Source organism: Nonomuraea terrae (assembly GCF_044465245.1).
Classification (GTDB): domain Bacteria; phylum Actinomycetota; class Actinomycetes; order Streptosporangiales; family Streptosporangiaceae; genus Nonomuraea; species Nonomuraea terrae.
Genome location: NZ_JBITLL010000002.1, coordinates 1,265,098 through 1,287,684, shown reverse-complemented (window position 1 = coordinate 1,287,684; position 22,587 = coordinate 1,265,098). Strand labels below are relative to the sequence as shown.

Below are 22,587 nucleotides of genomic sequence, written 5' to 3'. Positions count from 1 at the left end.
GGTCGCCGTAGCAGCGATGAAGGAGTCCTCCCACATGTGTCAAGATCAAAACGTTCACGGTGAAAGCTCGGGCGCTCCCATGGGCGGCGTTTACGACTGGTACCAGCGTGGGGTCAAGTTGCTCCAGGAAGGCAGTCCGGCCGCCGCGGCGGCCCTGCTCGAACGCGCCGCGGCGGCCGAGCCCGAGTCCCGGAGCATCCTGGAGGCGCTGGCCCGGGCCCAGTTCAACTCCCGGCAGTACGCGGAGGCCGCGGCCAGCTTCCGGCAGATCGTGGACTTCAATCCGGCCGAGGACTATGCCTACTTCGGGTTGGGATTGTCGTTGTGGCGCACGGGAGACGTGGAGGGGGCCCAGGAGCCTCTCGCCATCGCCGTGGCCATGCGCCCGGACGAACGCCATTACGTGTCGGCGTTGCGGAGCGTTCGCGCCACATTGCGCGCGCGCCGTGAGATGTGATGGTGGTCCCTGAGACATGACATGCGGGTTCACCACAGGCGCACCCGCTCCGCTCGGCGAGGCGGAACGGAGGAAGCCTGTGGGAAGTCAGCCCTGGTGACGGACGGCGTTGGCGATGATGGCGGAGCGGAAGTACTCGGCCAGTCCCGCAGCCGTCGCGTCGATGGAGGCGGTGAAGCGGGGATCGGTGACGTACATCTCACCGAGGCCGCGGTGGATCTCGTACGTGCACTCGTAGCACCAGCGCGTGATGTGGGCGCGGTGCTCCTCCGCCAGGTCCATGGCCTGCCCGCCGTCGGCGGGCAGCCCCGCCCGCATCGCCTCGGCCATGCGTGCGGAGATGCCGGCCGCCTCCGCCAGGAAGCGCTGCCAGTCCTCCTTCGTGTACGACGCCGTGCGCCGCGCCGAGTCGGCCCACGCCTGGGTGCCGCCCCAGCGCCGCTCGGCCTCCGCCGCGTGCTCGTCCGGGTCGAAGCCGCCGAACAGTTCCGCGCGCTCCTCGGCCGACAGGTTGACGTGTGCGGACATGACCGGATCCTTCCTGTAGGTGGGTACGACGGCGACGCTAAAGTCTCACGCGGCGTGAGAGTCAACCGGGAAGAGGGACTGTGCTGATCGACGGCTACGACACCCTGCTGCTCGACCTCGACGGCGTGGTCTATCTGGGCAGCCACGCGGTGCCCGGCGCTCCGGCCGCGCTGGAGGAGGCCCGCCGGCGCGGGGCGCGGCTGGCGTACGTGACGAACAACGCCTCCCGCACGCCGGCGGCCATCGCCGAGCACCTGCGGGAGCTCGGCGCGCCCGCGACCGCCGCCGACGTGGTGACCTCCGCGCAGGCCGCCGCCCGGCTGGTGGCCGAGCGGGTTGCGCCGGGCGCGAACGTGCTCGTGGTCGGCGGGTCGGGGCTGCGGCTGGCGGTACGCGACCTGGGGCTGCGTCCGGTGTCCACGGCCGCAGAGTCCCCTGTGGCGGTGGTGCAGGGGTTCGCGCCGGGGTTGGCGTACGGGCTGCTGGCCGAGGGGGCGCTGGCGGTACGGCACGGGGCGCTGTTCGTGGCCGCGAACCGCGACAGCACGCTGCCGAGCGGGCGGGGGATTCTGCCGGGTAACGGGGCCTTGGTCAGCGTGATCGCCGTGGCCACCGGCGTCGAACCCGTCTACGCCGGCAAGCCCGACCCGCCGCTGCACCGCGAGTCGATGATCCGCACGGGCGCGCGCCGGCCGCTGGTCGTGGGCGACCGGCTGGACACCGACATCGAAGGGGCCTTCAACGCGGGCGTCGAGAGCCTGCTGGTGCTGACCGGGGTGGCGACGGCGACCGACGTGTTGACGGCGGAGCCCCGCCACCGGCCGACGTACATCGGGGAGGACCTGGGGGCGCTGCTCCTGCCGTATCCGGAGGTCCGCGACGGCGCCTGCGGCGGATGGCGGGCCGGCTGGAAGGACGGGACACTGCGGCTCGACGGCGACGGCAGCCGGATCGACGGGTTGAGGGCGGCCTGCGACGCCGCATGGACGGCGGCCGGTGAGGGACGTATCGAGGGGGACGCGGTCAAGCCGGTGCTCGACCGGATCGGGTGATCTTCGCACGGCCCTCCGGCCGGCCGGGGTGGGGAGGGGAAGGACGCCCTTCGCTGAAGAGGTTTCGCCCGTCGCTGAAGAACGTCAGATGAGCCGGCGCAGGCGCATCAGATCGCCGAAGCTCGCGTCGACCTTCACCCGCCCTCCGAGCAGCGCGCGTGCCAGGTCCAGTTCCCCGTCGACCAGCGCGATCAGGTCGTCGCTCAGGATCGTGAGCTTGACGTCGGCGGCCTTGCCGTCCGGCGGCGGCTGCTCCGAGAACGGGTCGAGCCCTCCGTGGTGCAGCCGGCCGTAGAAGGTCACGTCGAGGTCGGACACCCGGCAGCTGACCGTGCGCTCGACCACGTGCTTGGCACGATCCTCATGGTCGATCTCGTCGAACTGGGCGACGAGCTTGACCAGTGCCGCCCGGCACTCCTCGACGCTTGCCATTTGCATATCCTTTCTTCCCTTTGCGGAGGGTAGCGTTCCACATGAGTAGCACCCCCGTATGACCTCCAACGCGTGACACGCCTGCCGAGGTCCCGGGCGCTCGCGGGAGGCGTTACGGTCGAGTCATGAGTGAGCTGCCCGAGGAGACCGCGGACGCGCGGGTCGACGCCATCGTCGCCGGCCTGGCCCGGCTGGGCGAGCTGCCCGTGAGCGAGCACGTGGCCGTCTTCGAGGAGGCGTTCTCCGGGCTGGAGAGCACGCTCGCTGCAGTGGACGACGCGCAGGGCGAGCATACGACGGCGGGGCGGCTCACGGACGCGGGGGTCCCGGAGCGCCCGTGAGCCGCAGGATCCGTCTCGACAGTGAGCTCGTGCGCCGCGGCCTGGCCCGGTCGCGCGAGCAGGCCGCCCAGCTCATCGAGGCCGGGCGGGTCAGCGTGGGCGGCCAGCGGGCCCGCAAGCCCGCCACCCAGGTCGACACCGCCGCCGCCATCGTCGTGGCCGCCTCCGACGACGGCCCCGACTACGTCTCGCGCGGAGCGCACAAGCTGCTCGGCGCGCTGGAGGCGTTCAAAAGTCTGTCGGTGGAGGGCCGCCGCTGCCTGGACGCGGGCGCCTCCACCGGTGGGTTCACCGACGTGCTGCTGCGCCGCGGGGCCGGCCATGTGCTGGCCGTCGACGTCGGCTACGGCCAGCTCGCCTGGTCGTTGCGCAACGACGAGCGGGTGACCGTGATGGAGCGCGTCAACGTGCGCGACCTCACCCCCGACATGGTCGGCGAGCCGCCCACGCTGGTCGTGGGCGACCTGTCGTTCATCTCTCTGCGGCTCGTGCTGCCCGCGCTGGCCGCGGTCGCGGCGCCGAGAGCCGACTTCGTGATGCTGGTGAAGCCGCAGTTCGAGGTGGGCAAGGACCTCGTCGGGGCGGGCGGCGTCGTCCGCGATCCCGAGCTGCGGGCACGGTCGGTGCGCGATGCCGCGGCCAAGGCCGTCGAGCTGGGGTTGACCGTGCGCGGCGTCACCGCGAGCCCGCTGCCCGGGCCGTCGGGAAATGTCGAATACCTGCTGTGGCTCGGCAAGGGTGAGGGCGAGCCGCCGGTCGCCGACCTCGATGCCGAGATCCAGCGGGCCGTCGCGGAAGGGCCGCAATGAAACGCACCGTGCTGGTCGCCGTGCACACCGGGCGCGCCGCCGCCGTCGACAGCGCCCGGCTGGTCATCGACCGGCTGGTCAAGGCGGGCATCGCCGTCAGGGTGCTCGACACCGAGGCCGGCGAGATCGGCTGCCCGGAGGCCGAGGCCGTCCCGGCCGACGCGAGCGCGGCCAAGGACGCCGAGGTCATGTTCGTGCTCGGCGGCGACGGGTCGTTGCTGCGCGCGGCCGAGCTCGCCAGATCGACGGGCACGCCGCTGCTGGGCGTCAACCTCGGCCACGTCGGCTTCCTGGCCGAGGCCGAGGTGGCCGACCTGGCCGCGGCCGTCGACAACGTCGTGGCGGGCCGCTACGACGTCGAGGAGCGCATGACGGTCGACGTCATCGCCCGGCACGACGGCAGGGTGCTGGCCGACACGTGGGCGCTCAACGAGGTCACCGTGGAGAAGCAGGGGCGCATGCTGGAGGTGGTCGCCGAGATCGACGGGCGGCCGCTGTCCCGCTGGGGCTGCGACGGCGTGATCTGCGCCACTCCGACGGGCTCGACCGCGTACGCGTTCTCCGCCGGCGGCCCGGTCGTGTGGCCCGAGGTGGAAGCACTGCTGATGGTGCCCATCAGCGCGCACGCGCTGTTCGACCGGCCGATGGTGGTCTCGCCGTGCTCCACGCTGGCCGTCGAGATCCTGCCGGACACGCCGCGCGGCGTTCTGTGGTGCGACGGGCGCCGCAGGTTCGAGCTTCCGCCGGGCTCCAGGGTCGAGGTGCGCAGGGGCGCCGAGCCCGTCCGCCTGGCCCGCCTGCACGGAGTGGAGAGCACGGGCGCGCCGTTCACCGACCGGCTGGTCGCCAAGTTCGAGCTACCTGTTCAGGGCTGGCGCGGAAGGGCGCGACCCTGAGTGAATGGACAGGAGAGCGCGTAGGATCACGTGGGCATGGCGGGCCGCGCGGGCAGCGGCGTCAGACACGGCAGTGAACGGGAGTGGGCAGTGCGACCAAGGGTCGAGGAGGTCCGCATCCAGGGGCTCGGCGTCATCGACGAGGCCGTGCTCGAGCTATCCCCGGGCTTCAACGTGGTCACCGGCGAGACCGGCGCGGGCAAGACGATGGTCGTCACCGGGCTCGGCCTGCTGTTCGGTGGCCGGGCCGATCCCTCGCGCATCCGCCCGGGAGCCGACCGGGCGAGCGTCGAGGGCACACTCGTCATCGAGGCCGGCGGTCGCGTCGCCCAGCAGGTCGAGGACATCGGCGGCGAGATCGAGGACGGCGAGCTGATCATCTCACGCACCGTCTCCGCCGAGGGCAGGTCCAGGGCGTGGCTGGGCGGGAGATCGGTGCCCGTCGGCACGCTGACGTACCTCGCCGACGACCTGGTCGCCGTGCACGGGCAGATGGACCAGCAGCGGCTGCTGCAGCCGGCCAGGCAGCGCGCCGCGCTCGACCGCTATGCCGGCAACGCGCTGGTCAAGCCGCTGCGGGCCTACACGCAGGCGTACAAACGGCACAAGCAGGTCGCCGCGCTGCTGGAGGAGCTGACCACCCGGGCCAGGGAGCGGACGCAGGAGGCCGACATGCTCCGCTTCGGCCTGGAGGAGATCGAGAAGGTCGACCCCAAGGCGGGCGAGGACACCGAGCTGCGAGCCGAGGAAGAACGTCTCTCACACGCCGACGCGCTGCGCAACGCCGCGACGAGCGCGCACACCGCGCTGCTCGGCGACCCGATGGAGGCCGCGAGCGGCCCTCACGACGTCGTCTCGCTGCTGGGGGAGGCGCGGGCCGCGGTGGAGGCCGTACGCGACTTCGACGCTCAGCTCGCCGGGGTGGCCGACCGGCTGGCCGAGGCCGGCTATCTGATCTCCGACGTGGCCACCGACCTGGCGGCGTACGCCGAGTCCGTCGAGGCCGATCCCGCCCGGCTGGCGGCCGTGCAGGAGCGCAGGTCGGTGCTGTCGGGCCTGACCCGCAAGTACGGCGAGGACACCACGGCCGTCCTGACGTGGGCGCAGCAGGCGGCGGCCCGGCTGATCGAGCTCGAAGGCGACGACGAGCGCATCGAGGAGCTGGCCCGCGAGTACGAAGAGCTGACGGCCCGGCTCACCGAGCTGGCCGCCGAGCTGACGAAGGTGCGCCAGGCCGCCGCCGAGCGGTTCGGTCGCGCCGTCACCGAGGAGCTGACCGCGCTCGCGATGCCCCACGCCCGGGTCGTCGTCCAGCTGAGCCAGAGCGAGGACTTCGGGCCGGAGGGCCGCGACGAGGTGGAGCTGCGCATGGCCGCCCATCCCGCCGCGCCGCCGCTGCCGCTCAACAAGGGCGCCTCCGGTGGCGAGCTGAGCCGCGTGATGCTCGCGATCGAGGTGGTCTTCGCCGGCGCCGATCCCGTGCCGACGTTCGTGTTCGACGAGGTGGACGCCGGCGTCGGCGGCAAGGCGGCGGTCGAGATCGGGCGCCGGCTCGCCCGGCTGGCCCGCACCGCGCAGGTGATCGTGGTCACCCACCTGCCGCAGGTGGCGGCCTTCGCCGACCAGCATCTCGTGGTCGAGAAGGCGAGCGACGGCAGCGTCGTGCGCAGCGGCGTCGTCACGCTCAACCACGAGGGTCGCGTACGCGAGCTGTCGCGCATGCTCGCCGGCCTCGAGGACTCCGAACTGGGCCGGGCGCACGCCGAGGAACTGCTGGGACTGGCGGCAGCCGACAGGTGATTGCGGGTGACATAGTGGACACGCCGCGTAATGCGTGGCCTGCGCGCCGTTTGGCTCTGGCAGGATGGTCGTTGATGAAGGTTCCCGGAAGCAAGATGCCGGGCCTCCGTGGGCGGAAGGTCGGTGACCTTCCCGGTATAACGGCAGTGGCGAGAATCGACCGGCGCACCAAGAGGCTGACAAAACGCCTCCAGCCCGGAGAAATAGCGATTATCGACCATGTTGACGTTGACCGGGTCAGCGCGGAGGCTCTTGTCGCATGCGGAGCCGCGGCGGTGGTCAACGTCGCCGCGGGCATCAGCGGGCGCTACCCCAATCTGGGGCCGCAGATCCTGATCGAAGCCGGCGTACCGTTCGTCGACCACGCCACCCCGGAGCTCTTCGAACGCGTCAAGGACGGCGACGTCGTGCGCGTCTGCGACGGCGTCGTCCACCTCGACGACGAGGTGGTCGGCAAGGGCGTCGAGCAGACGCCCGAGACCGTCGATGCCGCCATGGCCGAGGCGCGCGCCGGGCTCGCGGTGCAGATCGAGGCCTTCGCCGTCAACACGATGGAATACGTCCGCGGCGAGGGCAAGCTCCTCATCGACGGGGTCGGCGTCCCTGAGATCCGCACCTCCATGGAGGGCCGGCACGTCCTCATCGTGGTGCGCGGATACCACTACAAAGAAGACATCGCCACCCTGCGCCCCTACATCCGCGAATACCGTCCCGTCCTGGTGGGCGTCGATGGAGGGGCCGACGCCCTGCTGGAGGCGGGCTACCTGCCCGACGTCATCGTCGGCGACTTCGACTCCGTCTCCACCAAGGCCCTGACCTGCGGCGCCGAGCTGGTCGTGCACGCCTACCGCGACGGCAGGGCGCCCGGGCTCGAACGCGTCCACCAGCTCGGCCGCGAAGCGGTGATCTTCCCCGCCACCGGCACCAGCGAGGACATCGCCATGCTCCTCGCCGACGACAAGGGCGCCGAGCTGATCGTCGCCGTCGGCACCCACGGCACCCTGGAGGAGTTCCTCGACAAGGGCCGCGCCGGCATGGCGAGCACCTTCCTCACCCGGCTGATCATCGGCAGCAAGCTCATCGACGCCAAGGGCGTGAGCAGGCTCTACCGCAGCCGCATCACCACCTCGCAGCTGCTCCTGCTGGTGATCACCGCGCTGATCACCATGGGCGTCGCGCTCTCCCTGTCGCCACTCGGCCAGACCTGGCTGAACGGCCTGCAGGACGTCTGGAACGCGTTCATCTTCTGGCTGGTCGGACTCTTCTCGTGATCGATTTTCGTTACCACCTCGTCTCCATCGTCGCCATCTTCCTGGCCCTGGCGGTGGGCATCGTGCTGGGCACCACGCTCCTGGAGGAGCCCGCGGTCAGGTCCGCCCAGGAGATGACCGCGCAGCTCACCAAGACCAAGGAGGAGCTGCGCGTGGAGATCGACACGCTGCAGGGCCGCCAGGCGGGCAACGACGCGTTCATCGACTCCGCGACGCCCGAGCTCGTCGCGGGCGACCTGACCGGCCAGCGGGTGCTGCTCATCGAGACGCCGGGCTCCAGCACCGCCGTACGCGAGTCGGCCGAGAAGGTGCTCGACCAGGCGGGCGCCGAGATCTCCGGGCGCGTCACGCTGACCGAGAAGTTCCTCGACCCCAAGGGCGTGGGCGTGCTCGACGGCCTGGTCAACCAGCTCAAGCCGGTCAACATGATCTTCCCGCCCACGGGCACCAGCTGGGGGCGCGCGTCCACGCTGCTCGCCTCCGCGCTCGTCACGACCGACCCGGCGCAGGCCGGCACGCCCAACGCCGCCGCCGGCGACGTGCTCAGCACGTTCGAGGCCGGCGGCCTGCTCAGCGTCGAGGGCGATGCGGACGAGCGGGCCACGCTCGCGGTGATGCTCGCGCCCGAGCGGCCGTACGAGGGGGAGGGCGCCGAGGTGCAGGCGGCTGCCCTCGTCGCGGTCGCCGACGGCTTCGACGCGGCCGGGCGCGGCACGGTGCTGGCGGGCATCGTGCCGCCCGTCGCCATGCCCGGCGACGTGATCAGCGCCCTGCGCGACGAGGGCGAGGTCTCCAAGCGCGTGTCCACGGTCGACATCGTCGACATGCCGCTGGGCCGCGTCGTCATGGTCTACTCTCTGCGGGAGCAGCTGAGCGGTCGCGCCGGCCAGTACGGCGTGGGCCCGGGAGCCTCGGCGCCCATGCCGCCGCCGGCGACCCCGTCTCCGTCCCCCACCACCAGTGACTCCGGGAGCTGACATGCCTGCCAGCCGGGCCCGTGGCCTCCTCTACGCCCTCGCCGGCGCCGCCATCGGCGCCGTCGCCGCCCGCGCGGCCTACGCCGGGTTCACCCGTAACCGGCAGGCCGATCTGAGCAGCCGCTGGACGCGGAAGAACCACCGCGGCGAGCCCCTCACCCTGCTGGAGGGGCCAGCGTTCGTCGCCGGATCCGGAGCCGCCGCCGCCCTCGCGCCGGGCCTGCCCGGTCGCGTACGCGCCGCCGCGCTGCTCGCCGGGGCCGGCAGCGGCGCGCTCGGCGCCTACGACGACCTCTACGGCACCACCGACTCCAAGGGCTTCAAGGGCCACCTGAGCGCGCTCGCCCGCGGCGAGGTCACCAGCGGCGCCGTCAAGATCCTCGGCATCGGCGCCACCGGCCTCCTGTCGGCCGCGCTGGTGTCCGAGGGGCCCGTCGACACTCTGGTCAACGGCGCCACCATCGCGGGCGCCGCCAATCTCGCCAACCTCTTCGACCTGCGTCCCGGCCGCGCCATCAAGGTGGCTCTGCTCACCGGCGGGCCGCTGCTGGCCGCCTCGGTCCTGCGCGGCTCGCCCGCCGCCGCGGCGCTGGCCGCCGTCCCGCTGGGCGCCGCCGCCGCGCTGCTGCCCGACGACCTCGGCGAGCGCGCGATGCTCGGCGACGCCGGCGCCAACTCCCTCGGCGCGCTGCTCGGGCTGGCCGCGGTGACCAGGCTCGGCAGACCCGGCCGGTACGCCGTGCTCGGCACCGTCGTGGCGCTGACCGCCGCCGCCGAGAAGGTCAGCTTCACCAAGGTCATCGCCGGCAACCCCGTGCTCGACCGGATCGACATGCTCGGCCGCCGCCCGGCCGACCCTGTGTGACCCGCCGGCCGCGATTGTCGGCCCGGCCTGCCAGGATGTCTGCGTCAGCGTACGTCGGCGGCTTTCTGGAGGCCCGATGGGAGTGGTGACTGCGCGGGGCGTCGCGGGCGGGGCGATGCTCATCGGGGCGATCACCATACTCGCGCGCGTCGCCGGCTTCGCCAAGCAGTACGCCTTCGCCCAGACCGTCGGCACCAACTGCCTGGCCACGGCCTACATGACGGCCAACCAGATCCCCAACATCGTCTTCGAGGTGGTCGCCGGGGGTGCGCTGGCGGGGATGGTCGTGCCCGTGCTCGCCGGGGCGGCCGACGAGGGCGCGCGCGAGCGGGCCGGCCGGATCGGCTCGGCGCTGCTCACCTGGGTGGTCGTCGTGCTCGTGCCGCTGGGCGTGCTCGTCGCGGTGCTCGCCGGGCCGGTCACCGGGCTGCTCTTCGGCTCGGGCGTGGAAGGTTGCGACCTCGCCCCGATGAGCGCCGTCGCCACCCGCATGCTCGTCGTCTTCGCCCCCCAGATCCCCCTGTACGGCGTCGCCGTGGTGCTCTACGGCGTGCTGCAGTCGCACAAGCGCTTCGCCGGGCCGGCGGTCGCGCCTCTGGTGTCGAGCATCGTGGTCATCGTCGCCTACCTGTTGTTCGTGCCGCTCAGCGGCGGGGAGAGGGTCCCGGGCGAGTTGCCACAGCCCGCCGAGCTGGCGTTGTCGGTCGGGACGAGCCTGGGCGTGCTCTCCCTGGTGCTGGCCGTGCTCGGGCCCGTCGGGCGGCTGGGGCTGCGATGGCGGCCCACCCTGCGTTTCCCCGACGGGGTGGCGGTCCGGGTGCGCAGGCTCGCGCTGGCGGGCGTGTCGGCGCTGCTGGCCCAGCAGGCGGCCATGGTCGTGGTGGTGCTGCTGGCCAACCAGGCGATCGGCAGCGGTGCCCTCGCGGCCTACAACTACGCGTGGGCGATCTACTTGGTGCCGTACGCAGTGCTGGCCGTGCCGATCGCCACCAGCGCCTTTCCCCGGCTGTCCGCGCAGGTGGGGGAGCCCGCGGCGTTCTCGGCGCTCGCGGCGCGCACGACCCGGGCCGTGGTGCTGGTGTCGGGCCTCTCCGCTGGGGTGCTGGCGGCCGCGTCCGGGCCCGGCGCGGTGGTGTTCCTGGCGGGCAAGAGCGACGTGCCGGCGGGTGAGCTGGCGGCGGCGATCGCGCTGTTCGCCCCCGGGCTGCTCGGCTACGGGCTCATCGCCCACCTCAGCCGGGTGCTGTACGCCGCCGGGCGGGGGCGGGCCGTCGCCACCGGGACCGTCGCGGGGTGGATCGTCGTGATGGTCGCGCAGACGGTGTTCGTGCTGGTGCTGCCCGACGCGTGGGAGATCGGCGGGATGGCGCTCGGGATGAGCGTCGGCATGAGCGTGGGTGGCGCGCTGCTGCTCGGGTCCGTGGTGCGGGCCCGGGGGCGCGCGGCCGTGGCCGGGCTGCCGCGGGCCGTCGGCGCTTGCGCCGCCGGGGGGCTGCTGGGCTATCTGGCGGGGGCCGGCGTGGTGGCGTTGCTCGGGCCGAGCGGGGTGTGGCCCAGCGCGGGCGCGACCGTGCTGGCCGCCGTCGTGGCGCTGGGCGTGGGGGCCGCGGTGGTTGCGCTGGCCGACCGTCCCGACGCGGCCGCGCTTACCGCGCTGCTGCGCCGCGGCGCCTCCGGCTGAACGGTGTGCGCCCCGAGCGGCCGGCCGGCCGGTGTCGCAAGCGCCGGTTGGCCGGTGTGCAGGCGCGAGCGGTCGGGTGGTCGGTGTGCGGCCCGAGCGGCCGGTTGGTCGATGTGCGGCCGCGAGGAGTCGGGTGGTCGGTGTGCGGCGCGAGCGGTCGGGTGGTCGGTGTGCGGCGCGAGCGGTCGGGTGGTCGGTGTGCGGGCCCGAGGGGTCGGCTGAGGAAGGAGTGGGTTGTGCGGGTGGCCTTTGTGCTGGGGACGACGTCCGGTGGGACGGGGCGGCATGTGCTGATGCTGGTCGAGGGGCTCCTACGGCGCGGGCATCGGGTGGTCGTGGCGGGGCCGCGCAGCGTGGAGGAGCGGTTCCGGTTCGAGGCGGCGGGGGCGGTCTTCGCCGAGGTGGCCGTGTCCGACCGGCCGCAGCCCCTCGGCGACCTGCGCGCGGTGCTGGCCATCCGGCGGCTGACGCGTGACGCCGACGTCGTGCACGCCCACGGGTTGCGCGCCGGGGCGCTGACCGCGCTCGGGCGCCGCGGGCCCGTGGTGACGCTGCACAACGCGCTGACGGCGGGCGGTTTCGTGGGGTTCGTCTACGGCGCGCTGGAGCGGATCGTGGCCCGGCGGGCCGGGCGCGTGCTGGTCGTCTCGCCCGACCTCGGCGAGCGGATGACCCGGCTCGGCGCCCGTGACGTGCGCGCCGCGCTGGTGGCCGCGCCCGTGCCGCCGCCGGCCAGGCGCACGCCTCAGGAGGTCAAGGACGACCTGGGCGCCGGGGAGCGCCCCCTCCTGCTGACCGTCGCCCGGCTGGCCCAGCAGAAGGGGCTGGAGACGCTGCTCGACGTCGCGGCCGGGCCATGGCCGGGCGCCGGCGCGCCGCTGTTCGCGGTCGCGGGAGAGGGGCCGCTGCGCGAGGAGTTGCGGCGCCGCATCGACGCCGAACGACTTCCCGTCATGCTCCTGGGCAACCGCGACGACGTGCCCGACCTGCTCGGGGCCGCTGTCGCGCTGGTGATGCCGAGCCGGTGGGAGGGACAGCCGCTCACCCTGCGGGAGGCCCTCATGACCGGTACTCCGGCCATCGCCTCCGACGTGGGCGGCATTCCGGAAATCTTGGCAGATGCTGGAATTCTGGTGCCGTACGGCGACGCCGAAGGGTTCCGCGCGGCCGTACGGACGCTGCTGACGGACGCCGCGACCACGGAAAGACTGGCCGCGGCGGCGGCGCGGCGGGGCAGGGAGATGCCCGGCGGCGACGACGTCGTGGAGAGCGTGCTCGCGGTCTATCAGCGGTAGCGCGCCACCCGGCGGTTAGGTGGGGTCGATGCGTTCTCATATACTGCCGGGGTTAGGGAGGGGAGTATCCCTTCGCGACAGCCTCGTCATCACGGTGCAGCCCCGCCCCATGGGGCCCCCGGGGCTGCCGGCTCGCCGCTTCTCGCGGGCGGGAGAGACCTCCGGCTATGAACCGCGCATGCCGGAGGGTTGAGTGAACGAACCTTTGTGGGCCTGGATCGTCGTCATCGGCGGTCTCCTCCTTGTCCTCGCGATCGACCTGTGGATCGTCGACCGAGGCGAAGCCCGAGAATTCTCCATGCGTCAGGCGAGTTACTGGGTGACGTTCTACGTCGCCCTCGCCGTGGCGTTCGGAGTGGTGTTGTGGATGACGGTCGGGGGTGTGAAGGCCGGAGAGTTCTTCGCCGGCTACATCACCGAATACAGCCTCAGTATCGACAACCTCTTCGTCTTCCTCATCATCATGAGCCGGTTCGCGGTCCCACGGGCTTACCAGCACAAGGTGTTGCTCGTCGGCATCCTGCTCGCGCTCGTGATGCGAGGCATCTTCATCGCGCTGGGCGCCGCCGCGCTCGAGCGGTTCAGCTGGCTGTTCTACGTCTTCGGCGCGTTCCTCGTCTACACGGCGATCACCATCGTCCGCGACCACCTCAAGGGCGACGACGAGGAGTTCAACGAGAACATCGTGCTGCGCTGGGTGCGCAGGGCCTTCCCCACCACCGACGGCTACGTCGGCTCCAAGGTCACCGTCAAGGTCGACGGCAAGCGCATGGTCACGCCGATGCTCATCGTGATGGTCGCCATCGGCAGCACCGACCTGCTGTTCGCGCTCGACTCGATTCCGGCGATCTTCGGCCTGACGAAGGACCCGTTCATCGTCTTCACCGCCAACGCGTTCGCCCTGATGGGACTGCGTCAGCTCTACTTCCTGCTGGGCGGTCTGCTGCAGCGACTGGTCTACATCAGCTATGGTTTGGCGTTCATCCTGGGGTTCATCGGGGTTAAGCTCGTATTGGAGGCGTTGCATGCCAGCCATGTCTCCTGGGCGCCCGCCATTCCCATCTGGGTGTCGCTCTCGGTCATCGGCGCCACCATGGTCATCACCACCGTGGCCAGCCTGATCAAAGCCCGCATCGACATGCGCAAGGGCGAGGAGACGCAACCGGAACAGGTCTAGCGAAATGGACCTCAGGGCGCTTTGCTTGTGTAGTTAGGCCGTGTAATAGTTACTGGTTCCGTAACAGCGCGGCAAAGCGCCTAGTCCAGTCACCACCATAAGGTTGTACGTGTCAGACGATTCTGCCAAGCCGAGCCGCATGAGGCTCGCACGGGGGGTCTCCCCGTGGCTCCTCCCGACGGCGGCCACGACGGTCGCCACCGCGCTGCTGACGCGCCGAGACCGTCGATGGGCGCTCGCGGCGGTGCCGCTGAGCGCGCTCACCGGGGCCATGCTCTGGTTCTTCCGCGACCCCGACCGCACCGCGGGCCAGGGGCGCATCCTGTCTCCCGCCGACGGCGTGGTGCAGAGCATCGATCCGTGGCCGGACGGGCGCACCAGGATCGCCATCTTCATGAGCCCGCTGAACGTGCACGTCAACCGTGCCCCTCTTGCGGGAAATGTCACCTCCGTGCAGCATGTGGCAGGTGGGTTCCTGCCGGCGTTCAACAAGGACAGCGACCAGAACGAGCGCGTGGTGTGGCATTTCGAGACCGCGCTGGGCGACATCGAGATGGTGCAGATCGCGGGCGCCGTGGCGCGCAGGATCGTGCCGTACGTGAACGCGGGCGTGAAGGTCGCGCAGGCCGAGCGCATCGGGCTCATCCGGTTCGGTTCGCGGGTCGACATCTACCTTCCCGAAGGCATCTCTCCCGCGGTGTCCGTGGGCGAGAAGACGGTTGCGGGGGTGACCAGAATTGACCACGGCTGACGCCGGCAGCTGGCAGGCGGAGAACGAAGAGCCTCGTGGGCCCGTCGGCAAGGCGTTCCGCCTGTCGGCCGCCGACTCGCTCTCGCTGGGCAACGCCGTCTGCGGCTTCCTCGCGGTGTGCGTCCTGGCCTACTCCGCGATCCAGCAACTCCAGGTCGCGCCCGGCCGGTTCACACCGGACCCGAGCTACTTCGCCACCGCCATCGTGCTGCTGCTGATCGGCGCCACGTGCGACCTGTTCGACGGCCTCGTGGCCCGGCGCTTCCGCGCCTCCGCGATGGGCGCCGAGCTCGACAACCTGGCCGACGTCATCAGCTTCGGGTTCGCGCCGGCCTTCATGGTGGTGATCTGGGGCATGGGCTTCAGCGACAGGGTCCCCTTCGCGGCGGTGCTCGTCGCGGCGGCGGCCGTGCTGGTGGCCGGTGTCGTGCGCCTGGCCAGATTCGCCTGCGTCAAGACCAAGAGCGGCGACTTCATGGGGCTGCCCATTCCGATGGGCGCCATGAGCGTGATCTCGATCGTGCTGCTGTTCCAGCCGAGCATCTGGGCCCTGGTGGGCGTGCTCGGCGTGGCCTGGCTGATGGTCAGCCGCATCGAGTACCCGAAGCCCAAGGGGCAGCTCGCGGCGGTCGTCCTCGGGTGGATCATGGTCAATGTGGCCTTCCTCACTTTCTGGGTGGCCTGGCCCGAAGGCGGCGACCTGCCGATCAAGATCGGGGCGACCATGCAGATCGCGCTGGTGGCGGCGATTCCGCTGCGGATGCTCTTCTACAAGCGTGAGCAGCGCCAGTACAACAAGCGCCGTGAGGCCGAGGGCGTGGAGCACGTCAGCAACTGACAACGCCCTGCCGGCGGGATTTTTCGGCATATTTCGGCTTTGATGGATCCATGTCAGCTACGCCGCGCGAGCACACGCGCACGTACTACCTCGGCAAACTGGCCGCCGAGCTGGAGCAGCGCGGGCTGACGGCCGCCTTGCGGCCGTATCCGCCCGCGTTGCGCATCAGCGATCCGGACGGCACGATCATGCTCGCCGAGACGATCGACTGCGTGCCGCTCGCCGAGGGGTGGTTCTACCGGTGGTCGTGGGGTGACCCGGTCGGACCGGCCGACGACCCCGCCCTCGCGGCCGAGCGCATCGTGCACGTGCTGACCGCCCGCCGGTGATCGCCCGGCGGGCGCTCGCGGTTTCTACCAGCCCCGGGCCTTCCACTCCGGAAGGGCCGGGCGCTCGGCGCCCAGGGTGGTGTCCTTGCCGTGGCCCGGGTAGACCCAGGTCTCGTCGGGCAGGCGGTCGAAGATCCGCTCCACCACGTCGGTGTAGAGCTGGGTGAAGCGCTCGGCGTCCTTCTGCGTGTTGCCGACGCCGCCCGGGAACAGGGAGTCGCCGGTGAACAGGTGGAGGCCGGCCGGCCCGCCGTCGTACAGCAGGGCGATCGAGCCCGGCGTGTGGCCCCGCAGGTGGATGACCTCCAGGCTCACCTCGCCGACGCCGATCGTGTCGCCGTGCTCGACCGGGTGGGCGACCGGCACCGGCAGCGCGGGGGCGTCGAGCGGGTGGGCGATCACCTCGGCTCCCGTGACCTTGGCGACCTGCTCCAGCGCCTGCCAGTGGTCGCCGTGCTGGTGGGTGGTGGCGATCGAGCGGACCGGCTGGTCGGCGATGAGCGCGAGCAGCCGGTCGGCCTCGGCCGCGGCGTCGATGAGCAGGCCCTCACCGGTGGCGGTACAGCGCAGCAGATAGGCGTTGTTGTCGAACGGGCCGACGGCGAGCTTGCAGATGGTCAGAGCCGGCAGCTCACGCACGTCGGCGGGACCGCCGACCTGGACGTCACCTGTGTACGTCATGGGTAGTCCTCTGTGGGCGTCGCGGGCAGATCAGCGGGGGCCGGCATCGTCAGCCACGGTGGCGGCTCTGGAAGGCGTGCGCCCCCGGGGCCCGGTGTGCACGATCGCCCCACTGGCACCAGCCTAACCCCCTCGCCACCGGAGCGGCCGGTGAGCCAGGCCAGCATGTCGGCGGGCGCGCCGGCGATCGCCGGGCCGGGGCCGAGGTCGCGCCACCGTTCGACCTCCCGGCCGTTGTCCATGAGCACGACCTCGCTCACCGTGCTGCGTTCCCGGGGCCACGACCTGCGGCAGTCGTGCAGCTCCCGGCGCACAAACGCCTGCGGCCAGTCCGCGGGGCCGTACCCGGCGGCCAGGTCCACGTGGTGCAGGCCGATCTCTCGCAGGCGGCGTACGAGGACGTACCAGGCGGGATGGGGCGGCGGGCGCATGCCCTCCACCTGCGCGGACCAGGCGTGCTCGGGCAGGTCGCGGATGGCGGCGGCCAGGCGGGCGGCGCCGTCCTCCAGCGCGGCCAGGTGCTGGGAGGCGGATCGGGTGGATCCGGCCTCGATCTCGGCGGCGCGGGCCGCGTACGAGGCGTACTGGGGGGTGCGGACGCCGCTCCTCGCCCAGGCGAGGAGGTTCAGGTGGGAATCGGCGGTGCCGGCGACGTGGGCGAGGACGTGCCCCCTGGTCCAGCCGGGCATGAGGGACGGGGCGGTGAGGTCGGTGTCGGAGAGGGCGGCGGCCGTGGCCAGAAACCGGTTCGTGGCGCGGGTCAGCTCATCCTGGAGCCTCGGCAAAACGGTCATACCTCGATATTTCATCGTTTAAGGTGAATTGGCCTAGGGACATAAAACTCCAGGTCAGGAGGTTGAACGTTGAAGGGCTCCTGGCACGGCGGGAGATGGCCGTACGCTGAGAGGGACGGGTTCTCGGCGGACGGAGTCGGCGCCGGCCCGAAACTGTCGGAGCCCCCGTCTACCATCCCCCGTGGACCTATCCGCCTTTTGACCTCCGGGATCGCCGTGGCAGACCGCCTGATCGTGCGTGGTGCACGAGAACACAACCTCAAGGACGTCTCGCTCGACCTGCCGCGAGACTCGCTGATCGTCTTCACCGGCCTGTCCGGCTCAGGCAAGTCGAGCCTGGCCTTCGACACGATCTTCGCTGAGGGGCAGCGGCGCTACGTCGAGTCGCTGTCGGCGTACGCCCGCCAGTTCCTCGGCCAGATGGACAAGCCCGACGTCGACTTCATCGAGGGCCTGTCGCCGGCCGTGTCCATCGACCAGAAGTCCACCAGCAAGAACCCGCGCTCCACCGTCGGCACGATCACCGAGGTCTACGACTACCTGCGGCTGCTGTGGGCGCGCATCGGCAAGCCGCACTGCCCCGTGTGCGCCCGTCCGATCGCCAGGCAGTCGCCGCAGCAGATCGTCGACCGCGTGATGGATCTGGAGGAGGGCACCCGGTTCCAGGTGCTGGCGCCGGTCATCAGGGGCCGCAAGGGCGAGTACGGCGAGCTGTTCCGTGAGCTGCAGAGCAAGGGCTACGCCAGGGCCAGGGTCGACGGCACCGTCGTCCGGCTGGAGGAGCCGCCGACGCTGAAGAAGTACGAGAAGCACGACATCGAGGTCATCGTCGACCGCCTGTCGGTCAAGGAGTCGGCGCGACGCAGGCTCAACGACTCGGTCGAGACGGCGTTGCAGCTGTCCGGCGGCACGATCACGCTCGAGTTCGTCGACCTGCCGGAAGACGACCCCAACCGCGAGCGCTTCTACTCCGAGCACCTCTACTGCCCCTACGACGACCTGTCGTTCGAGGAGCTGGAGCCGCGTTCGTTCTCCTTCAACTCGCCGTTCGGCGCCTGTCCCGAGTGCACGGGCCTGGGCACGAAGATGGAGGTCGATCCCGATCTGGTGGTGCCCGACCCCGAGCGCACGCTCGCCGAGGGCGCGATCCACCCGTGGTCCGGTGGCCACGCCAGCGAATACTTCACCAGGCTGGTCGAGGCGCTCGGCCACACGGTCGGGTTCACCCTCGACACGCCGTGGGAGAAGCTGCCGAAGAAGGCCCAGAAGGCCCTGCTGTACGGCCACGACGAGCAGGTTCACGTCAGCTACAGCAACCGCTTCGGCCGCAGACGCTCCTACTACACGACGTTCACCCCCGTCATCCCGTGGGTGCAGCGCCGGCACGCCGAGGCCGAGAGCGACTCCGCGCGCGAGCGGTTCGAGGGCTACATGCGGGAGATCCCGTGCCCGGCCTGCAAGGGGGCCCGGCTCAAGCCGGTCAGCCTCGCGGTGACGGTCGCCGGCAAGTCGATCGCCGAGGTGTCGTCCATGTCGATCGGCGAGTGCGCGAAGTTCCTCGCCGCGCTCAAGCTGTCCGACCGCGACATGCAGATCGCCGAGCAGGTGGTCAAGGAGATCAACGCCCGCATGGGCTTCCTGCTCGACGTCGGCCTCGACTACCTGAGCATGGACCGCGCCGCCGCCACCCTCGCCGGCGGCGAGGCGCAGCGCATCCGGCTGGCCACGCAGATCGGCTCCGGCCTGGTCGGCGTCCTCTACGTGCTGGACGAGCCGTCCATCGGCCTGCACCAGCGCGACAACATGCGCCTGCTCGACACGCTCGTCCGGCTGCGCGACATGGGCAACACGCTGATCGTCGTCGAGCACGACGAGGACACCATCGCCGCGGCCGACTGGGTGGTCGACATCGGGCCCGGCGCCGGCGAGCACGGCGGCCAGGTGGTCGTCTCCGGCACCGTGCAGGACCTCCTCACCAGCGAGGAGTCCATCACCGGCCAGTATCTGTCCGGGCGCAGGAGCATCCCGATCCCCGCCCAGCGCCGCAAGCGCGACAAGAAGCGGCAGATCACCGTCAAGGGCGCGCGCCAGCACAACCTCAAGGGCGTCGACATCGACTTCCCGCTGGGCGTGTTCACCGCGGTCACGGGCGTGTCGGGGTCGGGCAAGTCGACGCTGGTCAACGACATCCTCTACAACGCGCTTGCCAAGGAGCTCAACGGCGCCCGCACGGTGCCCGGCCGGCACTCGCGGATCAACGGCATGGACCAGGTCGACAAGGTGGTCCACGTCGACCAGTCGCCGATCGGCCGCACCCCGCGCTCCAACCCGGCCACCTACACCGGGGTCTTCGACCACGTCCGCAAGCTGTTCGCGGCCACGGCGGAGGCGAAGGTGCGCGGTTACCAGCCGGGGCGCTTCAGCTTCAACGTCAAGGGCGGGCGTTGCGAGGCGTGCGCGGGCGACGGCACCATCAAGATCGAGATGAACTTCCTGCCGGACGTCTACGTCCCCTGTGAGGTCTGCCACGGCGCCCGTTACAACCGGGAGACGCTGGAGGTCCACTACAAGGGCAAGACGATCTCCGAGGTGCTCGACATGCCGATCGAGGAGGCGCTGGGCTTCTTCGACGCGATCCCCGCGATCAAGCGCCACCTGCAGACGCTCCACGACGTGGGGCTCGGCTACGTACGCCTCGGGCAGCCGGCCACGACGCTGTCCGGCGGCGAGGCGCAGCGCGTCAAGCTCGCCTCCGAGCTGCAGCGGCGGCAGACCGGGCGGACGGTCTACGTGCTCGACGAGCCGACCACCGGCCTGCACTTCGAGGACATCCGGCGGCTGCTCGGCGTGCTGGGGCGGCTGGTCGACGGCGGCAACACGGTGATCGTCATCGAGCACAACCTCGACGTCATCAAGACCGCCGACTGGGTCATCGACATGGGTCCCGAGGGCGGGGCGCGCGGCGGCACGCTGGTCGCCAACGGCACGCCGGAGGAGATCGCGCTGGTGGACGAGAGCCACACGGGACGCTTCCTGCGGAAGATCCTGTCCCTGTGACGGCCGCTCGCCGCCTCTGACGGGCACGTGGCCCGTCTCCGCGCCGGAGTGGAGCGGAGACGGGCCACGGCGGGCTCAGGGCCGCGGGGCCGTGTCGGCCGGTCGGGCGGCGGCCGGCGCGGGGGAGCGGGTGGCGCGGCGGCGGCGTCCGGCGGCGTCGCCGCGTTCCAGCCACCACTCGGCGACCAGCAGCGGCAGCACCCAGCCGAGCCACGCCGACAGTGCCGCCACGGTGCTGCCCATGAGGGCCTCGTCGCCGCGGAAGGTCGTCTCGAACTGCGGCAGCAGCAGGATCGTGAACAGGACGCCGTAGAGCCGGTTGGTGATGATCGACATCGTCAGGGCGAAGCTGCGCACCATCCAGCGGCGGTGGTCGACGAACCTGCGTTGCCGGGCCATCCGCCATCCCGCCAGCGTGCAGCCCAGCCAGAGCAGCGCCAGCAGCACGTTGCTCACCATCGTGACCGGGCCCCACGGCGTCGCCAGCCCGGCCACCAGGCCCAGCAGCCCGCTCGGCAGACAGCCGCCGAAGACGTACACGCGGCCGATGACGCGGTGCGCACGCGGATGGCGGCCACGGAACCACGGCCAGATCTGCAGGCAGCACGTCACCATCGCCACCGACCCGAACACCACGTGCAGGGAGAGCACCACGAAGTGCGGCGGGAAGAAGTCAGGGGCGGGCACGCGCGACTGACTCGGATCCAGCGACAGGTACGGCGGCAGCGAGAACGCCAGGAAAGCCGCCGCCACCACCATCAGCGGCGCCACCCAGGGACGCCGCCACCACCGGGGCCGGGCCGATCGCGCGGGGCCGGCGGGCGAGGGCGCGGTAGAAAGTGTCATGCGCGCAGCCTGCGGCCCGCCGCTGACCGGAGACCTACCGCGCGCTGACCGCAGGGGCCACCTCGCGTACCGCACCCGATGGCCGGACCGAGGGTTGCCGTCAATAAGGTTGAGACCAGGTAACGACCGCACCTCCTGGGGGTCAACAGCGACACGGAGGGCGGGCAGGGGAGATCGACACGGAGCGGGGCGGAGCCATGTCCGACAACGGGTTGGGACGTCGCGAGATGCTGGGTGCGGCGGGGGTCGCGGCGTGCGGGCTGGCGCTGACCGCCTGCGGCGCGGGGCAGGCGCAGGAGCCGCCGAGCCTCAAGGGCAAGGTCATCGCCAAGGCCGCCGACGTGCCCGTGGGCGGCGGCACGCTGGTCGACGACCTGCAGGTCGTGGTGACGCAGCCCGCACAGGGCGTCTACAAGGCGTTCAGTGCGCGCTGCACGCACAAGGGCTGCAAGGTGAGCACGCCGAAGGACAACGTCATCAGGTGCGCGTGCCACGGCAGCGAGTTCGCCGCCGACACCGGTAAGGCCACCAAGGGCCCTGCCACCGCCCCGCTGGCCTCCTTCAAGGTCAAGCTCGAAGGCGACGGCATCGTGGCGGTCTGAACCGGTAATAGTGCGTAGTTTCCCGGATCGGGCTCGTACAGGCTGAACCGGCGCCAGTGCGCTGGCCGTACCTGACAGCAAGAGCAGATCTGAGAGGACGCACCATGACGGAAACGACGCGGCGGACAGTGGTGTTCGGCGCCGGAGGCGCCGGGCTCGCGGCGGTGCTGACGGCGTGCGCGAGCTACGGCGCGCCGACGACGGACGCGAACGTGCAGGCCGACGAGCCGGCGTCCGCGGCCCCCGAGAACAGCGCCCCCGAGCAGAAGGGCGGTGCCAAGCCCAAGGCGCTGGCCGACACCGCCGACATCCCCGAGGGCGGCGGCAAGGTCTTCAAGAACCAGAACGTCGTGGTGACGCAGCCGGCGGCGGGCGAGTACAAGGCGTTCAGCGCCACCTGCACCCACCAGGGCTGCGCGGTCGCCGGCGTGTCTAACGGCACGATCAACTGCCCCTGCCACGGCAGCAAGTTCAGCATCCAGGACGGTTCCGTCGCCAACGGCCCGGCGAGCGAGCCGCTGGAGGAGAAGCAGATCACCGTGGACGGCGAGAAGATCAGGCTCGCTTGAGACGCGTCTCATGAATTTTTCACCTGGGTGCGTTTGGGTGGACTTATGGGACAAGACCTGAAGAGCCGCAGGGCGATGATCGCGAGCGTCGGAGCCGGTGGCCTGGCGCTGGCGGTCACCGCGTGCGGTGGCACCGATACCGCGCAGCCTGCCGCCGGCACCCCCGCCACCGAGTCGAGCGCCGCGCAGTCCGGGGCGCCGCAGTCGAGCGCCCCGCAGGGCGGCACCGCGCTGGCCAAGACGGCCGACATCCCGGTCGGCGGCGGCACGATCTTCAAGGACCAGAAGATCGTGGTGACGCAGCCGACAGAGGGCGAGTTCAAGGCGTTCAGCGCCACCTGCACCCACCAGGGTTGCGCGGTCGGCAGCGTCGAGGACGGGGCGATCGTCTGCCCCTGCCACGGCAGCACGTTCGCCATCGCCGACGGCGCGGTGACGAACGGCCCGGCCGAGCAGCCGCTGCCGGCTCAGCAGATCACCGTCGAGGGCGACCAGATCATGCTCGCCTGAGCGGGAGCACCTACGCTGTCAGGGCATGC

24 protein-coding genes are annotated in these 22,587 nt (G+C 71.4%); 19 read left to right on the top strand and 5 right to left on the bottom strand.

Annotated elements, in window-relative coordinates; translation table 11 throughout:
• Positions 1-79: 79 nt before the first annotated feature.
• Entirely contained in the window at positions 80-457 is a 378-nt protein-coding gene (locus tag ACIBP6_RS12415; protein WP_397051456.1) for a tetratricopeptide repeat protein, read from the top strand.
• Positions 458-544: 87 nt separating this feature from the next.
• Here the strand turns inward: ACIBP6_RS12415 and ACIBP6_RS12410 are convergent, their stop codons facing one another.
• Positions 545-985: a TipAS antibiotic-recognition domain-containing protein gene (locus tag ACIBP6_RS12410; RefSeq protein WP_397051454.1), complete on the bottom strand. Its 441-nt coding sequence runs from the start codon at positions 983-985 to the stop codon at positions 545-547.
• An 80-nt stretch (positions 986-1,065) separates the two neighbouring features.
• On the opposite strand from ACIBP6_RS12410, the gene ACIBP6_RS12405 reads away from it, so the two are divergent.
• The gene (locus tag ACIBP6_RS12405; protein WP_397051452.1) at positions 1,066-2,037 is read left to right on the top strand and encodes an HAD-IIA family hydrolase; all 972 of its coding nucleotides are present in this window, start codon (positions 1,066-1,068) and stop codon (positions 2,035-2,037) included.
• Positions 2,038-2,121: 84 nt separating this feature from the next.
• On the opposite strand, the gene ACIBP6_RS12400 is transcribed toward ACIBP6_RS12405, so the two are convergent.
• Entirely contained in the window at positions 2,122-2,469 is a 348-nt protein-coding gene (locus ACIBP6_RS12400; RefSeq protein ID WP_397051450.1) for an SCP2 sterol-binding domain-containing protein, read from the bottom strand.
• Between the two features lie 125 nt (positions 2,470-2,594).
• Here ACIBP6_RS12400 and ACIBP6_RS12395 point away from each other — a divergent pair, with 125 nt between their 5' ends.
• The 13 genes from ACIBP6_RS12395 to ACIBP6_RS12335 all read left to right on the top strand — a co-directional run bounded on the left by ACIBP6_RS12395 (position 2,595) and on the right by ACIBP6_RS12335 (position 15,499).
• Complete coding sequence (locus tag ACIBP6_RS12395) at positions 2,595-2,810, top strand: hypothetical protein (RefSeq protein WP_397051449.1); 216 nt, start codon at positions 2,595-2,597, stop codon at positions 2,808-2,810.
• Positions 2,807-3,619, top strand: coding sequence for a TlyA family RNA methyltransferase (locus tag ACIBP6_RS12390; protein WP_397051447.1), 813 nt, complete (start codon positions 2,807-2,809; stop codon positions 3,617-3,619). The genes ACIBP6_RS12395 and ACIBP6_RS12390 overlap by 4 nt, the downstream gene beginning before the upstream one ends.
• On the top strand, positions 3,616-4,515 hold the full coding sequence (locus tag ACIBP6_RS12385) for an NAD kinase (protein WP_397051445.1): 900 nt from the start codon (positions 3,616-3,618) through the stop codon (positions 4,513-4,515). Before ACIBP6_RS12390 ends, ACIBP6_RS12385 begins: the two co-directional genes overlap by 4 nt.
• A 90-nt stretch (positions 4,516-4,605) precedes the next feature.
• Positions 4,606-6,315 (top strand): DNA repair protein RecN, encoded by a 1,710-nt coding sequence (gene recN / locus ACIBP6_RS12380; protein WP_397051443.1) that lies wholly within the window; start codon positions 4,606-4,608, stop codon positions 6,313-6,315.
• Between the two features lie 74 nt (positions 6,316-6,389).
• The gene (steA, locus tag ACIBP6_RS12375) at positions 6,390-7,586 is read left to right on the top strand and encodes a putative cytokinetic ring protein SteA (protein ID WP_132622322.1); all 1,197 of its coding nucleotides are present in this window, start codon (positions 6,390-6,392) and stop codon (positions 7,584-7,586) included.
• Positions 7,583-8,563: a copper transporter gene (locus ACIBP6_RS12370; RefSeq protein WP_397051441.1), complete on the top strand. Its 981-nt coding sequence runs from the start codon at positions 7,583-7,585 to the stop codon at positions 8,561-8,563. The genes steA and ACIBP6_RS12370 overlap by 4 nt, the downstream gene beginning before the upstream one ends.
• Position 8,564: 1 nt before the next feature.
• Positions 8,565-9,428 (top strand): hypothetical protein, encoded by an 864-nt coding sequence (locus ACIBP6_RS12365; RefSeq protein WP_397051439.1) that lies wholly within the window; start codon positions 8,565-8,567, stop codon positions 9,426-9,428.
• 76 nt (positions 9,429-9,504) lie between these two features.
• Positions 9,505-11,109, top strand: a complete 1,605-nt coding sequence (gene murJ, locus ACIBP6_RS12360; protein WP_397051437.1) for a murein biosynthesis integral membrane protein MurJ — start codon at positions 9,505-9,507, stop codon at positions 11,107-11,109.
• 236 nt (positions 11,110-11,345) lie between these two features.
• Positions 11,346-12,404 carry a glycosyltransferase family 4 protein gene (locus ACIBP6_RS12355; protein ID WP_397051435.1) on the top strand — a complete coding sequence of 353 codons (1,059 nt, stop codon included), beginning with the start codon at positions 11,346-11,348 and terminating at the stop codon, positions 12,402-12,404.
• Between the two features lie 193 nt (positions 12,405-12,597).
• Positions 12,598-13,581: a TerC family protein gene (locus tag ACIBP6_RS12350; protein WP_397051433.1), complete on the top strand. Its 984-nt coding sequence runs from the start codon at positions 12,598-12,600 to the stop codon at positions 13,579-13,581.
• Positions 13,582-13,720: 139 nt separating this feature from the next.
• The gene (locus ACIBP6_RS12345; RefSeq protein ID WP_397051431.1) at positions 13,721-14,332 is read left to right on the top strand and encodes a phosphatidylserine decarboxylase; all 612 of its coding nucleotides are present in this window, start codon (positions 13,721-13,723) and stop codon (positions 14,330-14,332) included.
• A complete protein-coding gene (gene pssA / locus ACIBP6_RS12340; protein WP_132620558.1) occupies positions 14,319-15,170 on the top strand; it encodes a CDP-diacylglycerol--serine O-phosphatidyltransferase in 852 nt (283 codons plus the stop codon). The genes ACIBP6_RS12345 and pssA overlap by 14 nt, the downstream gene beginning before the upstream one ends.
• 50 nt (positions 15,171-15,220) lie before the next feature.
• On the top strand, positions 15,221-15,499 hold the full coding sequence (locus ACIBP6_RS12335) for a hypothetical protein (RefSeq protein ID WP_397051429.1): 279 nt from the start codon (positions 15,221-15,223) through the stop codon (positions 15,497-15,499).
• Between the two features lie 24 nt (positions 15,500-15,523).
• Here the strand turns inward: ACIBP6_RS12335 and ACIBP6_RS12330 are convergent, their stop codons facing one another.
• Both ACIBP6_RS12330 and ACIBP6_RS12325 read right to left on the bottom strand, forming a co-directional pair.
• Complete coding sequence (locus tag ACIBP6_RS12330; RefSeq protein ID WP_397051427.1) at positions 15,524-16,180, bottom strand: MBL fold metallo-hydrolase; 657 nt, start codon at positions 16,178-16,180, stop codon at positions 15,524-15,526.
• A complete protein-coding gene (locus tag ACIBP6_RS12325; RefSeq protein ID WP_397051425.1) occupies positions 16,177-16,974 on the bottom strand; it encodes a maleylpyruvate isomerase family mycothiol-dependent enzyme in 798 nt (265 codons plus the stop codon). Before ACIBP6_RS12325 ends, ACIBP6_RS12330 begins: the two co-directional genes overlap by 4 nt.
• Before the next feature lie 216 nt (positions 16,975-17,190).
• On the opposite strand from ACIBP6_RS12325, the gene uvrA reads away from it, so the two are divergent.
• Positions 17,191-20,031 (top strand): excinuclease ABC subunit UvrA, encoded by a 2,841-nt coding sequence (gene uvrA / locus ACIBP6_RS12320; protein ID WP_397051423.1) that lies wholly within the window; start codon positions 17,191-17,193, stop codon positions 20,029-20,031.
• A gap of 75 nt (positions 20,032-20,106) precedes the next feature.
• Here uvrA and ACIBP6_RS12315 read toward each other — a convergent pair whose 3' ends face one another.
• A complete protein-coding gene (locus tag ACIBP6_RS12315; RefSeq protein WP_397051421.1) occupies positions 20,107-20,877 on the bottom strand; it encodes a DUF2306 domain-containing protein in 771 nt (256 codons plus the stop codon).
• 197 nt (positions 20,878-21,074) lie between these two features.
• On the opposite strand from ACIBP6_RS12315, the gene ACIBP6_RS12310 reads away from it, so the two are divergent.
• The 3 genes from ACIBP6_RS12310 to ACIBP6_RS12300 all read left to right on the top strand — a co-directional run bounded on the left by ACIBP6_RS12310 (position 21,075) and on the right by ACIBP6_RS12300 (position 22,558).
• Entirely contained in the window at positions 21,075-21,479 is a 405-nt protein-coding gene (locus tag ACIBP6_RS12310) for a Rieske (2Fe-2S) protein (protein ID WP_397051419.1), read from the top strand.
• A gap of 104 nt (positions 21,480-21,583) precedes the next feature.
• Complete coding sequence (locus ACIBP6_RS12305; protein WP_397051417.1) at positions 21,584-22,048, top strand: ubiquinol-cytochrome c reductase iron-sulfur subunit; 465 nt, start codon at positions 21,584-21,586, stop codon at positions 22,046-22,048.
• A 45-nt stretch (positions 22,049-22,093) separates the two neighbouring features.
• The gene (locus ACIBP6_RS12300) at positions 22,094-22,558 is read left to right on the top strand and encodes a Rieske (2Fe-2S) protein (RefSeq protein ID WP_397051415.1); all 465 of its coding nucleotides are present in this window, start codon (positions 22,094-22,096) and stop codon (positions 22,556-22,558) included.
• Positions 22,559-22,587: the final 29 nt, after the last annotated feature.